Annotated in this window: 15 protein-coding genes; 5 read left to right on the top strand and 10 right to left on the bottom strand. The window is 69.9% G+C overall.

Annotated elements, in window-relative coordinates; genetic code table 11:
* Nucleotides 1–7: 7 nt before the first annotated feature.
* From HOV77_RS05360 to HOV77_RS05350, 3 genes are read right to left on the bottom strand one after another with little or no spacing between them, the layout of a single operon-like run.
* A complete protein-coding gene (locus HOV77_RS05360) occupies nucleotides 8–835 on the bottom strand; it encodes a BadF/BadG/BcrA/BcrD ATPase family protein (protein WP_290858272.1) in 828 nt (275 codons plus the stop codon).
* Nucleotides 832–1,821, bottom strand: coding sequence for an SIS domain-containing protein (locus HOV77_RS05355; RefSeq protein ID WP_290858269.1), 990 nt, complete (start codon nucleotides 1,819–1,821; stop codon nucleotides 832–834). Before HOV77_RS05355 ends, HOV77_RS05360 begins: the two co-directional genes overlap by 4 nt.
* Nucleotides 1,818–3,377 carry a glycoside hydrolase family 9 protein gene (locus tag HOV77_RS05350; protein WP_290858267.1) on the bottom strand — a complete coding sequence of 520 codons (1,560 nt, stop codon included), beginning with the start codon at nucleotides 3,375–3,377 and terminating at the stop codon, nucleotides 1,818–1,820. Before HOV77_RS05350 ends, HOV77_RS05355 begins: the two co-directional genes overlap by 4 nt.
* Nucleotides 3,378–3,442: 65 nt before the next feature.
* Between HOV77_RS05350 and HOV77_RS05345 the strand changes: the two genes are divergently transcribed.
* Nucleotides 3,443–4,162 (top strand): GntR family transcriptional regulator, encoded by a 720-nt coding sequence (locus tag HOV77_RS05345; RefSeq protein WP_290858264.1) that lies wholly within the window; start codon nucleotides 3,443–3,445, stop codon nucleotides 4,160–4,162.
* Here the strand turns inward: HOV77_RS05345 and HOV77_RS05340 are convergent.
* A complete protein-coding gene (locus tag HOV77_RS05340) occupies nucleotides 4,149–5,546 on the bottom strand; it encodes an MFS transporter (protein WP_290858261.1) in 1,398 nt (465 codons plus the stop codon). The genes HOV77_RS05345 and HOV77_RS05340 overlap by 14 nt on opposite strands.
* Before the next feature lie 374 nt (nucleotides 5,547–5,920).
* Nucleotides 5,921–6,298, bottom strand: a complete 378-nt coding sequence (locus tag HOV77_RS05335) for a DoxX family protein (RefSeq protein WP_290858259.1) — start codon at nucleotides 6,296–6,298, stop codon at nucleotides 5,921–5,923.
* A 103-nt stretch (nucleotides 6,299–6,401) separates the two neighbouring features.
* On the opposite strand from HOV77_RS05335, the gene HOV77_RS05330 reads away from it, so the two are divergent.
* Nucleotides 6,402–6,911 carry a MarR family transcriptional regulator gene (locus HOV77_RS05330; RefSeq protein ID WP_290858256.1) on the top strand — a complete coding sequence of 170 codons (510 nt, stop codon included), beginning with the start codon at nucleotides 6,402–6,404 and terminating at the stop codon, nucleotides 6,909–6,911.
* A gap of 44 nt (nucleotides 6,912–6,955) precedes the next feature.
* Here HOV77_RS05330 and HOV77_RS05325 read toward each other — a convergent pair whose 3' ends face one another.
* Nucleotides 6,956–7,363 (bottom strand): DUF6220 domain-containing protein, encoded by a 408-nt coding sequence (locus HOV77_RS05325; protein ID WP_290858253.1) that lies wholly within the window; start codon nucleotides 7,361–7,363, stop codon nucleotides 6,956–6,958.
* A 117-nt stretch (nucleotides 7,364–7,480) separates the two neighbouring features.
* Between HOV77_RS05325 and sigJ the strand changes: the two genes are divergently transcribed.
* Nucleotides 7,481–8,374, top strand: coding sequence for an RNA polymerase sigma factor SigJ (sigJ, locus tag HOV77_RS05320; RefSeq protein ID WP_290858251.1), 894 nt, complete (start codon nucleotides 7,481–7,483; stop codon nucleotides 8,372–8,374).
* A 48-nt stretch (nucleotides 8,375–8,422) separates the two neighbouring features.
* Here the strand turns inward: sigJ and HOV77_RS05315 are convergent, their stop codons facing one another.
* From HOV77_RS05315 to HOV77_RS05305, 3 genes are all read right to left on the bottom strand, one after another.
* Entirely contained in the window at nucleotides 8,423–9,412 is a 990-nt protein-coding gene (locus tag HOV77_RS05315; protein WP_290858248.1) for a redoxin domain-containing protein, read from the bottom strand.
* Between the two features lie 109 nt (nucleotides 9,413–9,521).
* Entirely contained in the window at nucleotides 9,522–10,010 is a 489-nt protein-coding gene (locus HOV77_RS05310; protein ID WP_290858246.1) for a hypothetical protein, read from the bottom strand.
* Between the two features lie 14 nt (nucleotides 10,011–10,024).
* On the bottom strand, nucleotides 10,025–10,660 hold the full coding sequence (locus HOV77_RS05305; RefSeq protein ID WP_290858243.1) for a CGNR zinc finger domain-containing protein: 636 nt from the start codon (nucleotides 10,658–10,660) through the stop codon (nucleotides 10,025–10,027).
* Between the two features lie 38 nt (nucleotides 10,661–10,698).
* Here HOV77_RS05305 and HOV77_RS05300 point away from each other — a divergent pair, with 38 nt between their 5' ends.
* Both HOV77_RS05300 and HOV77_RS05295 read left to right on the top strand, forming a co-directional pair.
* On the top strand, nucleotides 10,699–11,616 hold the full coding sequence (locus tag HOV77_RS05300; RefSeq protein ID WP_290858240.1) for an arginase family protein: 918 nt from the start codon (nucleotides 10,699–10,701) through the stop codon (nucleotides 11,614–11,616).
* 19 nt (nucleotides 11,617–11,635) lie between these two features.
* The gene (locus HOV77_RS05295; RefSeq protein ID WP_290858238.1) at nucleotides 11,636–12,820 is read left to right on the top strand and encodes a low temperature requirement protein A; all 1,185 of its coding nucleotides are present in this window, start codon (nucleotides 11,636–11,638) and stop codon (nucleotides 12,818–12,820) included.
* Here HOV77_RS05295 and HOV77_RS05290 read toward each other — a convergent pair.
* Complete coding sequence (locus HOV77_RS05290; protein ID WP_290858236.1) at nucleotides 12,756–13,070, bottom strand: hypothetical protein; 315 nt, start codon at nucleotides 13,068–13,070, stop codon at nucleotides 12,756–12,758. The genes HOV77_RS05295 and HOV77_RS05290 overlap by 65 nt on opposite strands.
* Nucleotides 13,071–13,146 lie beyond the last annotated feature (76 nt).

The raw sequence follows: 13,146 nt of genomic DNA, 5'->3' as shown, positions 1-13,146 counted from the left end.
GGGCGGATCAGGGTGCGAGGCGGGCGGCGAGGGCGAGCGCGCCCGAGACCGGCGGAGCGGTCAGCAGGTGAAGGCGTACGCCGGTGGGCGTGGCGTCCTGGATGAGCGCCCAGTACGCCGGAACCCCCGTGACCAGCCCGCCACCGAAGACGACGTCCGAGAAGGCGAGCCCCCGCCGGATGAAGACGTCCACAAGGGATACCAAGGCGGACGCACCAGAGCGGACTACCGAAGCGGCGAGCGGACAGCCGGCGGCGTACGCGGCGAAGACGGCTGAGCAGTGCCTGCCCCACGTGTCCGGGTCGAGGCCGAGGGCGTACGCCAGATCCAGGACGGTGGCGACCGCGAAGGACTCGGTCAGCGCCTCGGCCAGGCGAGAAGGCGGCAAGCCCTGGTCGTCGGCGGCGAGGACGGCGCGGGCCGCTTCGCGTACGAGGGCCGAGGCGCTGCCGTCGTCGCCGAGCAGCCAGCCCCAGCCGCCCGCGCGACGTACCGTCCCGGACCCGTCGTCGTGGAGCGCGATGGAGCCGGTGCCGACCACGACGGCGACGCCCGACCGCAGGCCCGCCGCCGGAAGCAGCAGCTCACCGTCGTTCACTACCGCGACCGGCACCTGCAAGACGGCGGCGAGCGCCTCCTGCAACGCCTGACATTGCGCACGGTCCTCCGCCCCGTGCGCGCCGACAGCGAGCGCGGTCACGCCCGCCGGAAGCCGTTCCAGCAACCACCGCGCTCCGTCCACTACCGACCATCCGGAGGACGGCAGAACGACGTCCACTCCGGACGACGAGCGGATGTGCGTCTTGGTGCCGCCCACGTCGACGCCGACGATCATCGCGTACCTCCGAAGTCCACGGGATCGACACCGCCGAGCTTGGTGTCGTGGTTGGCGAAGACGAACGACTCCGGTTTGATGCCGCGCTCCTCCGCCAGCGTCGCGGCCAGATTCTGCGCCACAACGGTTTCCAGCACCACGCGTACCGCTGGGTCCACATCGGGCAGACGCACGACGGAAAGCATGCCGTCACTGTCCACATCGGCCGTCGTGACGAGCACCGTCCGATGGCCTGCGCCTGCAAGCGTCCGGGCCAGCTCGATCTCCCGGTCCGCGCCGAAGATTAGGTGCAGCGTGTCCCCCGCCGATTCCATCTCGCCATGCAAATACGTGCGCGTTGTGGAAGCGGCGGCCGGCACTCGCGGCACCTCACGCAACAACAGCGCCGCCTCCTCCGCCGAGGCTCGCGACGCGCCGGCGGCCACGACGTCCGCAGCCACGAAAGAGCCCACTTCAGGGATACGCCCAACGCTGTGCACGAGTTCGGCGATCCCGTCCCACTTCCCGGCGGCGGCCATGTCTCCGACCACGGCGGCGGCGATCAGGTCGAGCGCGACGACCGTGCCGGTGAACCCGACCGTCGAGGCGTACGAGTCGGGCTCGTCGCCCAGGCTCACGAGGTGCTCGGCGAGCACGGCCAGCGGTGAGTCGCTGACGTTGACGAGGGCGACGGTGGCGGCCCGGGTCTGCTCGAAAGCGGCTATCGTCTCCGAGCTCTTGCCGCCCTGGGACACTCCGATCAGGACGTCGGCGTCGAATGCCTCGGGATACTCGGCGACCTCGCTCGCTTGCACCCGAAACGCCGGCACGCCACGACGCCGGAGCGCCTCGACCGGTACGGCGAGCGCTGCGTACGAGGCGCCGATGCCGCAGAACAGCGGGCGGCGTACCGGGGGCAGGTCGAGCGCGTCGCGCAGGCGGCTGACGATGCGGTCGAGCGCCTCGGGCTGGGCGGCCCGGCCGTCGGCGAACGAAATCCGGGTCATGAGGCGAGGGTGTCCTTTCGGAAGGCGGCTCCGGTGGCAACGGCCAGCAGATACCAGGCGGAATGCGGGATCCACTGCTCGGCCCAGCGCCAGGCGTCGCCCTCCGGCGCATCCGGTGGCAGGAAGGCGATGTCCCGTTCGTCGGTCCAGCCGGAGGTGATCCCGTTGACGATCCCGCCCGGCTTCGGCGGGAAGTCCACCGAGTAGACGGCGTTGTTGCGGCCCTGGCCGTGGATCATGCAGACGTCGAACGGGTTCCGCCCGGCGATCCAGGCCAGTTGGTCCTCGGCGAAGGCGAGCAGCTCGGCGCGATTGTCCGAATCGTGCCCGGCACAGGCGTACGCCGCCGCCGCGAGGGAGGCGATGTTCGCGTTCTCCCCCTGCCACCAATAGCCGGTGTCGTTGACATGAGGGAAGAAGAATGCGCCGAACCGGGGATAACCGAACGGGTTCACTGCGTTGTGCGTACCCGTCAGGAGCGCGGACATCGCTTGCAGCGCACCGGAACGGGCCCACGTTGCGGCGGGCTGGACCGCCGCGAACCGCAGCAGCGCGAGGACCGGAAGGCCGGACTCGGCCGCGTGATGGAACGGGCGTCTATCCACAGTGAACCAACCCGCGTGGCGCGCGAGAAGCGAGCGGGCCCGACGTTCGGCGGCCGGCGCTGCTGCGGCATGACCCGCGCCGATCAGCTCGGCCGCGGCGAGGAGCGCGCAGTAGTCATCCACGATGGACTCTTCACCGTCGAACAAGTACTCCCGGTTGTGCGCCTCCAAGTGCTCGAACGCCTCGATCGCGATCGGCAGCAGACCGGCGTCGAAGGTGGACGCGCGGGCGAGCGCCGCAATCGCCAAACCACCGCCTTGCCGATAACCGGCCTGATACCGCGACGTACGCACACAGTCGGCCAGGGGCGCGGTGACGAACCGCTCATCGAGCCGCTTCGTCAGCGCGTCGAACACTCCGGTGTAGAAGTAGCCCTCGGTCGAGCGGAACCGCCGCAGGAAGTCGGCTCCCCACAAGGCTTCTTCGAGGAGCGCCGGATCGCCAGTCTCCTCGTAGGACACGAGCATCGCCCAGACGCACAACGGAATCTGCTGTGGACTCATCGTGCTCGTGTAGGTGAGATGGCTGAGGAACTTGCTGGTGTCGCCGCTCGCGTCGAGCCAGCCGCCGCTCGCGTCGACGGTGCTGCCGCGCGGGTCCGCCCACAGCTCGGCGTGGCGGTCCTTGGCGTCGATCTCGCCACTGGAGCGCATGGCGCGGAAGTACGCCACGACGTCGGGCAAGGTGGCGAGGAACGGGTCGGCGGCGACGGCGAACGGCTCGGACTCGACGCCGTCGGCCACGACGCGATAGGTGCCCGGAGCCAGCCGGAGCGGCAGCTCGATCCGAGTGAACGGGCCCAGATGCCAGCGGTCGACGTGCTCGGCCGGGCCGATGACGAGCGGTTCCGTCTGAGGACCCACCAACTCGGCGGTCGACGGAGTCCCCAGGACGACGGCCGATTTGGGGCCGTACGCCGGGTAGCCGAGATGGGAGGTGAGCACCTGCACCCGGCAAAGGTATGCGGTGGTCTGCGTATCGTCAAGATTGGTATGCAGTGGTATTCTCTGGCGTCATGACCGCCGCACCTCTCTGGGCGCAGACCGCGGACCAGATTCTCGGCCAGATCGCCCGCGACGGGCTCGGGCCAGGTGACCGGCTGCCCGCCGAGCGGGAGCTGTGCGAGCGCCTCGACGTCTCCCGCGTGACCCTGCGCAAGGCGCTGGTCGAGCTGGACGAGCGGGGCTTGGTGACGCCGTCGCACGGACGAGGCTGGTTCGTCGCCGTGCCGCCGCCCGCCACCCGCGACTGGCCGCAGGAACTGGAGTCGTTCACCGCCACGGCCCGCCGCAAGAACCTGACCGCCAGCTCCCTCGTGCTGACTCAGGAAGTACGCCCGGCCACCCTCGACGAGGCGGAGGCGCTCGAACTTCCGGCCGGTACGCCGTTGCTGCACCTCCGCCGCGTCCGGCTGCTCAACGGCGTACGCGTCGCCGTGGACTCTTCGCTGGTGGCAGCCGCTGCTGCACCCGGCCTGGAAGAAATGGACTTCACCGAGGCGTCGTTGTTCACCGAACTCGCCGCCCGAGGTGTCGCCTTGGGCCGGTCCGACGTCGCGATCGAGGCCCGGCCCGCCGACGCCGACCTGGCCGGGCACCTGGAGGTGGCCGAGGGTTCGCCGGTGCTGCACCTCGATCAGGTCATCGTCGCGCCGTCCGGGCAGCCGGTCATGCTCTCCGTCGTCGCGTACGCCGGATCTCGCTATCGGCTGCGGACCAGCTTCACGCCAGGCTGACCCGTTCCTCGGCCCGTTCGTGGAGCACGTGATCCACCTCGGCGATGTCCTTCGGCGCGGTCTTCGAGGCGAGCCAATACATGACGCCCGTCGGGATGAAGAAGATCTGGAACAGTGCGAGCCCGGTCGCGTAGTTCCACGGCGGCGGCAGCGCCCGGGACAGCGCGCTGAAGGTCACGCCGACCAGGCTGTTGCCGGCCGCCCGGCCGACGCCGTTGGCCAGGTTCCCGACACTGTAGACGGTTCCTCGATGCTCGGGCAGGTTCACGTCGGCGATCAGAGCGAACCAGTTAGGCGAGTTCGCCGAGGTCAGCGCGAGCGCGACCAGCGCCATCAGAGCCGACAGACCCATCAGCGGCTCGGTCACAAGGCTGCGCAGGACGCTCGTGGTGACCCCGCCCGCCCCGGCGTCGGCCGCGATGTCGACCCGCAACGGCAGGAAGAACAGGAACACATAGAACGGAATTCCAGCGAGTACGCCGACCGCTGCGACAAGCGCCCGTCCCCTCGGCGTACGCCGTTGCAGCCGGTCGCCGAGGAGCCCGCCGATGATGGACAAGGCTCCGCCGAGCTGGAAGATCGTGGCGAAGATGGTGCCGACGACGATCGCCGTCTCCTGCGGGTACCCCTGCGCCTCCGCCTTCGCCTGCAACAGCCGCGGCAGCCAGACCAGCGAACCGAAGGTCAGCTGCGCCGTCAGGCCCTGGAACACCAGCCAGACGTTGGTCCGCCGGGACAGAATCCGGGGCAGGTCGGCGCGGCTGATCCGGTAGTCGTATTCCCCACCCGCCTCGAACACCTCTTGCAACGCCGGTTCGCTCTGGCCGCGCCGGATGCTCGCCGTCGGCAGGTACGCCACCGTCGCGGCCACGCCGATCACCGCCAGCAGGGTGAACGGGCGACGCCAGTCGGCCGCGCCGAGCACACCGCCCATCAACGTCCCGGCGAGCGTGCCGACGCCTTGGGAAAGCCCGAACAGGCTCATGATCAGTCCCCGCCGGCGGGGCGAGATCAAGTCGCTGACGACCGAGAAGCCCACCGAACCGACCGCGCCGAGCCCCACCGCCGCCACCAGCTGCCCGGCGAAGAACGCCGGATAACTCTGCGCCTGCGCGGTTCCGAAGGTGCCCGCGGCCCAGATCGTCGTGCCGGCCATCAGCAGCCAACGCCGATTGAAATGATCACCGGCGTACGCCCACCCGACCGCCACCACCGCGGAGACCAGGAACCCGGTCGCGGTGACCGCGGCGATCGCCGCCTCCGGCACCCCGAGATCCGCGCTGATCGGGCTGTACAACGGCGGCACCAGCCCGGCGGCGACGTTGTCCAGCGAGGCGAGGATCACGAACACCACTACGGTGTAGAGCCGGTGCACACGGTGCATCCTACGGGCGTGATCTCCCTGCGCGACGGGGCCGCGTTGTACGCCGGAGTGCCGACGCTCGGGCGGCGGCCCGGCGGCGGCCCGGCGGCGGCCCGGCGGTGTGCGTTATCCCGGGATAACGTCCCCTTCCGGCGCGAGATAGCCGCAATATCCCCGGATAACGCGTGGGCGGATGCGCGAACGCTTGGACGGACGCACCGAACAGGCCGACGCCCGGCGAAGCGCGGGCCAACGCCCAGCCGAGGGGCGGCGCGCCCGGGCGGTGCGCGTTATCCCGGGATAACGTCCCCTCGCAGCGCAGAAAGGCCGCGCTATCCCCGGATAGCGCGGTCAACGCGCGCGAGCGCGACGAAGCGAACGCGCGGCGAAGCGGGTCAGAAGGCGTACGGCCCGAACCGGCCCCAGACGACGACAGCGGCGAGCACGAGGAAGACCAGGTTGATCGGCAGCGACTGCTTCAGTTCCCCACGCCGGCCGTGCACCACGATCGCGCCGATCATGACGAGGACGAGGCCGAGGGCGGCCAGTGGGACGAACACGGGGGCGATGTCGAGGACGGCCGGCAGGATCAGGCCGATAGCCGCCAGCAGCTCCAGCCCACCGATGGTCTTGACTGCAGTTGCCGGGAAGTCACCGGCCCAGGCGAGGCCCATCGTCGCGAGTTTCGCGGGCGGCTGGCTCAGCTTCATGATTCCGGAGCCGAGAAATGCCAGCGCAAGCAGGCCGGCCACGATCCAGAGCACGACGTTCATGGGGATCCGTTTCTTCGATGACTTGAACCTTCAAGCGAACCGTAGCCGCAATTACTTGAAGCGTCAACCGTCCGAAATCGGGCTACCGGGTACGATCGTGCCCATGGGTACCCCGGCCGAGGCGCGCTGGCTGACCAGCGAGGAGACGCGCAGCTGGCTGGCCTTGACCGCCGTCATGATCAAGCTGCCGTACGCACTGGACACTCAGCTGCAGCGAGATTCCGGGCTGAACCACTTCGAATATCAGGTGCTCGCTGGGCTGTCCGAGCGCCCGGGCCGCAGCATGCGGATGAGCGACCTCGCCGTGCTGGCCAACGGCTCCCTGTCACGGCTGTCCCATGTCGTCGGCCGTCTCGAGAAGCGTGGCTGGGTCCGCCGGGCGCCCGACCCCGACGACGGCCGCTTCACCCTCGCACTGCTCACCGACGCGGGATGGGACAAGGTGGTGGAGACCGCTCCCGGGCACGTCGCCGCTGTTCGCAAGTACGTCTTCGACGCGCTCACTCCGGAGCAGATCCGCCAGCTCGCCGAGATCGGCGCGCAGGTGATCCAGGCGATCGACCCGGGCGACCACTGCCTCGAATTCCAGCGCGGCACCGACGCCCACAACTAGCGGGGCGAGGAGGCCGCGCCTGCCCGCCCCGCGCAGAGACCAGATCAAGAAACCGGGGCCGGGCGGGCGAGCGTCCGAGCCTGCCGCAGGATGAGCCCGGCGAACACCCCGGTGAGCAGGCCGCCGATGCCGTGCAGGCCGAAGACGAGCTCCGACGCCGTACTGCCGCCGCTGTCGCTCATGCCGATGGCGACCTTCGCGACCACCACCTGGAACGCGGTCAGTGCCGGGATCACCGCGGTCAGGCCGATGAGGCGGCCGGGCATACGCCCGATGGCGGCGACGATCATCATCACGATCGGCCACAGGAAGATCACATAGCCGAGCGCGTGGTGTCCCCGGTACGCCTCTTCGCCCGGGCGCGTGCTGAAGCCGCCACTCGCGGCGAAGAAGAACTGGGCCACCACCAGGAGCACGAGGATTCCGGCCAGGGCGGCGAAGACCTTACGCATCAGACTTTCCTGTCAGTCGACGTGGATGTTGTCATCAGATCCGACGACCTGGCGGCCCGGAATGTGAGGCAGGGAGGCGCGGCTCACATTCCGGGCGGCTATATCGTCGGTACTGACATGAGCACTCCCGACATCAGCGCCGTAGCGGCCGAACGACGCCAGCTGATCAATCTGGCGTACAGGATGCTGGGTTCGCTGGCGGACGCCGAGGACGTCGTCCAGGACACGTACGCCCGCTGGTACGCCATGTCGCCGGAGCAGCAGGCGGTGGTGGAGTCGCCGGGCGCGTGGCTGACGAAGGTGGCCAGCCGGATCTGTCTCGACGTGCTCGGGTCGGCCCGCGTACGCCGGGAGCGCTATGTCGGGGAGTGGATTCCGGAGCCGCTGCCGGATCAGTCGCCGGCCGATCCCGCCGATCGAGTCACCCTCGACGAGTCGGTGAGCATGGCGTTTCTGGTCGTCCTGGAGTCGATGACGCCAGCCGAACGAGTCGCCTTCATCCTGCATGACGTCTTCCGGTATCCGTTCACGGAAGTCGCCGACATCGTCGGGCGTACGCCCGCTGCCTGCCGCCAGCTCGCCACCGCGGCCCGCCGCAGGCTCGATTCGGCGCAGCCGTCGCCCGCCCCGGCGACCCACTTGGCCACCGTCGTCCGGGAGTTCAAGCAGGCTTGGGAGGCTCAGGACATCCCGGCCCTCGTCGGGCTGCTGGATCCGGACGTGACTGTGGTCGCCGACGGCGGCGGTCTGGTGAACACGGTGGTACGCCCGGTGCAGGGCGCGGAGCAGGTGGCTCAGTTCGCCCTCTACATCGCGACGCAGGCACCCGGCTTGACGCTGGTCGAGCGGACGGTCAACGGCCAACCCGGACTGGTCGGCCGGCGCGACGGCGTCACCGTGGCCGTGTTCGCGTTCGAGCTGGCCGGCGACCTGATCCGGCGCGTGTGGGCGGTCCGCAACCCGGAGAAACTCGCGCCGTGGACCGCCGAAGACGCGAACCCCGAACGCTGAAGACCCGACCGCCGAACGCAAGACCCGCCCGGCGCGAAGGGCCCGGGCTCAGCCGAAGGTGAAGGCGTACGCCCCGGCACCGGCGTCGGCGAAGGTGATGTCGAAAGTCCGGTCGGCGATGTCGCCGGGCTGCCGGATCAGCTGATACAGCCGGGGTTCGACGAGGACACCATGGCCTTCGGCGTCGACGTCGAGCCCGTGCGCCGGACCGGGCGCTTCGCCGTCGAGGCGTACACAGAACCGCAGCGGCACCCCCGGCGTGGCCGGAGCCAGCACCAGGTGCAGATCGCGCGCATGGAAGCGGTACGCCATCCGCCCACCGGGCGCGGCCGACACGACGGCCTGCGGTTGGGCGATCCAGTCCCCGGCGAGCGCCCACGAGTCCACCGCGAGGTCGGCCGGTACGCGATAACCGTGCTGCCGCTGAGGAACGAGCCCGCCCGGCGAAGCGAAGTATGCCGTCCGCTGGTATCCGGTGTAGGTCTCGGCCGTCCGCAGGGTCGTCCAGTCGGCCGGGGCCTCGATCCCCTGCGCAGTGACCTTGACGGGGGCCGGGTCGAAGCCCGCCGAGCCGCGTTCGGTCAGCAGCGCCTGAATGGCCGCCTCGGTCTGCTGGTACTCCCCTTCACCGAGGTGATGGCGGCGGATGCGGCCCTCGGCGTCGGCGAGGTAGAGCGCGGGCCAGGCCGAGTTGCCGAACGCGCGCCAGATCGCGTAGTCGTCGTCGGCGACGATCGGATAGTCCACGCCCAGCTCCCGCACCGCCCGGCGCAGGTTGCCGGTCGACGCCTCGAACTCGAACTCCGGCGTATGCACACCGACGACGACCAGGCCGTGAGCGGCGTACTTGTGCGCCCAGGCGCGCAGGTAAGGCAGTTGGCGCAGCCAGTTGACGCAGGTGTAGGTCCAGAAGCTGACCAGCACCACCTTACCGCGCAGATCGGCGGGCGCACCGGCGAACGACGGCAGCACGCCCTCGACCGGCAGCCTCGGCGGGGCGGTCCGCAGCCCGTCTGGAACGGTCCATTGTGCAGCCATGTCGGTTCCTCCCGTACGACGTGATCTCTATTGCCATCGTCGTCCGGATCGGCCCCCGCCGACCTCGGGGGAACCCCTGGTCGCGCCCTGATGATCTCGCCCCGAGGGGTCAAGCCACGCGGGTCAACTCCATGACCCAGTTCCTCCGCCAGGCTCCGCCGTCGACGGAGAACGACTGCTCCCACCGGGCTTCGTCGGGCCGGTCGTGCGTCCAGACGAACCGGACGCGCGTGGGCCGCCCGCCGAGCACGTCGTCGCACTCGAACACGCCGCGACCGTCCGACCAGGCACCTTCGACCGGCGGATCCAGGTGGCCGGGCTGCCGGGTGGACGCCCACCAGATCCGCCAGACCTTCGCCTCGGGGTCGAACTGACGCAGCGTGTAGCCCTCGAACGCGGTCCCGCCCGGCGGTGCGTCGGCCCAGATCCGGTCGACGTGACTGAGCCCGCCGAGAATCGGCTCGGCCACCGCGTGCGCGCCGAACTCCACCCATTCGTCACAAGCGGGATCGAGCGGATCCACGAGTTTGCGGTTCAGCACCTGCCACCGGCCGAAGATGAAGTCGAAGTCGTGCCGTCCGTCGTTCATGATCTCCATGGTTCCGGATCGTGTCAGGGCTGTACGACAGATCGATGACGACGAGTCTTGGCCGCGTTTCCGCAGGTCGCCATGTCGCACCAGCGGCGGCGACCGGCCTTGGAGGTGTCGAGGAACAGCCAGCCGCAGTGAATGCCACCGCAGACCCGCAGGCGTGGCGACGGCAGGTTCTCCAGGAGGCGTACCGCTCGCAGGGCGACGTAGTGCTCCGGGTAGGCCAGTCCGGAGGTCTCGGGCGTGACGGTCGCTTCCAGTCGACCGTCCAGGTCAGTGAGCACGACCGCGGCCGCTGCCGCGCGCCACGATTCGGTCAGGCGCACGAGGGCTCCGGGTGGCGGGGTGTCCTCTTCGCTCAGCGCGGTGAGCAGCTCCCACAGCGCTTCCCGGAGCACCTTCGCGTCGGCGAGCGCGCGAGCCGCCCGGCGCGGGTGAGCCTGCGCTTCGGCGGCGAGCCCGGCGAGCGCGGCCGGCGGCAGCCCGGCCAAGCGGGCCCAGGACAGCAGGGCGGCGTACGCGTCGAGCCAGTCGATCGGCTCGGTGTCGCGCGCGGTGACCGTGTTGACGAAGTCGAGCACGAGGTCGCCGGCGACCAGATCCCGGGGCCGGAAGTCGTGCGCACGCACCTGCATGATCCGAGGATACTCGATCATGCAACCAGTAAACAGCGTTTTACTGGTACGCTGACCGCATGATCGAGCTCATCACCGCGCCGTCCAGCCTCGGCCTGCGTCCGCTCACTCCCGGGCACGAACCCGGGGCCTGGCAGGCCCCGCAAGTCCTGCTGGACGCCGGGCTGGCCGACCAGCTCGGGGCGCACCACGTCGTCACCCTCGAGCATCCCGACTATGACTTCGAGGCCCAGCCCCTCACTCGGCTACGAAACGGGCACGGGCTGCGTGCGTACTCGATGATCTTGGCAGAAGTAGTGGGCACGGCCCTGGCGGCGGGCCGATTCCCGGTGGTGGTCGGCGGCGATTGCTCGAATCTGCTCGGAAGCCTGGCCGGCGCGCGGCGCGACGGGCGCTGCGGGCTGGCGCACCTCGATGGTCACAACGACTTCTTCCACCCGAACAACTACGACACTGCGGCTCGGCTGGGCTCGGCCGCGGGCATGGACCTGGCGCTGGCGACCGGGCGCGGCGAGCCGTTGCTGACCCACTGGCCGATCATCGGCACGCCGCTCGTGACCGACGCGGACGTCGTGCAGCTGGGCGACCGGGAGACCGACGTGCCCGCCACGCAGACCCATTGGGCGGCGGTCGAGGACTCGGCGATCGTGTGCTTCACCGCGCAGCAGATGCTCGCGCACGGCATCGCGACGACCGTCGCGCGCACGATCGAGCGATTCGACGAGCGCCGCCTGGACCGGATCTGGCTGCACCTCGACGTCGACATCCTGGACGCGGCCGTCATGCCGGCCGTCGACTCCCCCGGCTCGCCGGGACTGGACTTCGCGCAGCTCACCGAGCTGCTGGCCGGGCTGGCCGCAGACGATCGGGTGATCGGAGCCGACGTCGGCATCTACGATCCGGAGATGGATCCCGATCGTCTCTACAGTGGACCGATCGCGGAGGCGCTGGGCACGGGATTCGCTTCGCGCCGCTGATCTTCGCTACCGTTCCCCGGTGACGCGACGACTGCGCTTCGGGGTGGCGGGTGACGCCGAGGAACGGCACGGCTCCTGGCTGGAGTTGTTCTTCGACCTGATCTTCGTGGTGGCGGTCGCGGAACTCGCCAACACGCTCGAACATCACCCCACCGTGCACGGTTTCGTGCGGTATGTGGCCCTCTTCCTGCCCGTCTGCTGGGCCTGGGTGGGCTACACCTTCTTCGCCGACCGCTGGCAACGCGAAGACGCGCCGCACAAGGCGCTGATGATCATCGCGATGCTGATGGTCGCGTTTCTCGCGCTCGCGATCCCGCACGCCTTCACCGGCGACCGTGGCTCCATCCGATTCGCGCTCAGCTACAGCGCCGTCCGGCTCCTGCTCATCATCTTGTACGCACGAGCGTGGCGGACCGATCCGGCGGCCCGGCCGCTGACCGGGCGATATCTGCTGGGTTTCACGATCGGGCTGCTGCTGTGGCTGGGCTCGGCGGGCGTATCGCTGCCGCAACGGCACTGGCTGTGGGTGGCGGGCTTCGTCGTCGAGCTGGCCACGCCCCTGGTGTCGGCACGGGCGATCTCCCGGGTGGCGTTCCACCGGTCGCACATCCCCGAGCGGTTCGGGCTGTTCGTCATCATCGTGCTCGGCGAGGCGGTCGCGCTCGGGGTGGCCGGGCTCGGCGGCAGTACGCTGGGAGCCCCGACGCTGGTCGCGGCCGCAGTCGGGTTCCTCGGCGTCGGCGCGCTCTGGTGGCACTACTTCGACTGCGTCGACGGTACGCCGCTCCAGCGTTGGCTCGTGAGTGGACAGTCCTATGTCTATGGACACCTCGTGCTGTTCCCCGCGATCACGGCGTACGGGGTGGGCGTGCTGCTCGCCAGCCAGGAGCCGCCGCACGAAGTGGCCGCACGGTGGTGCCTATGCGGTGGCGCAGCCGCCTACTTCCTCGTGCTCGCGGTGATCCGCTGGACGGTCACGCGCCCGTCCGGCGACCTACGCGTCTGGAGCCGGGCCGCTGCCGGCCTCGCGCTGCTCGGCCTCGCGGCTGTCGGCAGCCTGCCGATCCTGGCGGTCGACCTGATCGTGCTGGCCGTCATCACCGGCCAGCTCGGCGCCGAGCACCTGCTCATGCGCCGCGCTAGCCGGCCCAGGACTGCGGGTACTTCTGCTGCCACGCCTCACCCGGACTCGGCACGAAGCTGACCCGGATCTTGGCCGGCCGCCGGGCATGGCGACGCCAGAGGCGATGGAGGTTCTCCTCGGCCAGCTGCGCTTCGGCCCCGGTCGCCGGGCCGCGATAGACGATCACGACGCGTTCGAACCCGTCGCCGGCCTTCGCGCGACTCCGGACCGAGCAGGAGTTCTCCCGGGCCCAGACCAGGAAGTCACTCACCATGTGAGGCTCGCCGACGATCCCCACTTCCACGTCGAGATCGAGGTTGTCGTCGCTCATCGGCGCTCCTGCGTACGGTCCATGGTGGTGACGTCCGGGAACGTAGCACCCCGGCGGGATCGCCGGGGACCCGCCG

Source organism: Hamadaea sp., assembly GCF_013362815.1.
Taxonomy (GTDB): Bacteria; Actinomycetota; Actinomycetes; order Mycobacteriales; family Micromonosporaceae; genus Hamadaea.
Note: the sequence above shows the minus strand (reverse complement) of the source record. Positions and strands in the feature narration are given on the sequence as shown.

Bases quoted from the DNA above. Each gene is read 5' to 3' on its own strand.
- HOV77_RS05360 (WP_290858272.1), bottom strand. From the start codon at position 835: ATGATCGTCGGCGTCGACGTGGGCGGCACCAAGACGCACATCCGCTCG.
- HOV77_RS05310 (WP_290858246.1), bottom strand. From the start codon at position 10,010: ATGGAGATCATGAACGACGGACGGCACGACTTCGACTTCATCTTCGGC.
- HOV77_RS05305 (WP_290858243.1), bottom strand. From the start codon at position 10,660: ATGATCGAGTATCCTCGGATCATGCAGGTGCGTGCGCACGACTTCCGG.
- sigJ (WP_290858251.1), top strand. From the start codon at position 7,481: ATGAGCACTCCCGACATCAGCGCCGTAGCGGCCGAACGACGCCAGCTG.
- HOV77_RS05355 (WP_290858269.1), bottom strand. From the start codon at position 1,821: ATGACCCGGATTTCGTTCGCCGACGGCCGGGCCGCCCAGCCCGAGGCG.
- HOV77_RS05335 (WP_290858259.1), bottom strand. From the start codon at position 6,298: ATGAACGTCGTGCTCTGGATCGTGGCCGGCCTGCTTGCGCTGGCATTT.
- HOV77_RS05340 (WP_290858261.1), bottom strand. From the start codon at position 5,546: ATGCACCGTGTGCACCGGCTCTACACCGTAGTGGTGTTCGTGATCCTC.
- HOV77_RS05300 (WP_290858240.1), top strand. From the start codon at position 10,699: ATGATCGAGCTCATCACCGCGCCGTCCAGCCTCGGCCTGCGTCCGCTC.
- HOV77_RS05330 (WP_290858256.1), top strand. From the start codon at position 6,402: ATGGGTACCCCGGCCGAGGCGCGCTGGCTGACCAGCGAGGAGACGCGC.
- HOV77_RS05345 (WP_290858264.1), top strand. From the start codon at position 3,443: ATGACCGCCGCACCTCTCTGGGCGCAGACCGCGGACCAGATTCTCGGC.
- HOV77_RS05315 (WP_290858248.1), bottom strand. From the start codon at position 9,412: ATGGCTGCACAATGGACCGTTCCAGACGGGCTGCGGACCGCCCCGCCG.
- HOV77_RS05325 (WP_290858253.1), bottom strand. From the start codon at position 7,363: ATGCGTAAGGTCTTCGCCGCCCTGGCCGGAATCCTCGTGCTCCTGGTG.
- HOV77_RS05290 (WP_290858236.1), bottom strand. From the start codon at position 13,070: ATGAGCGACGACAACCTCGATCTCGACGTGGAAGTGGGGATCGTCGGC.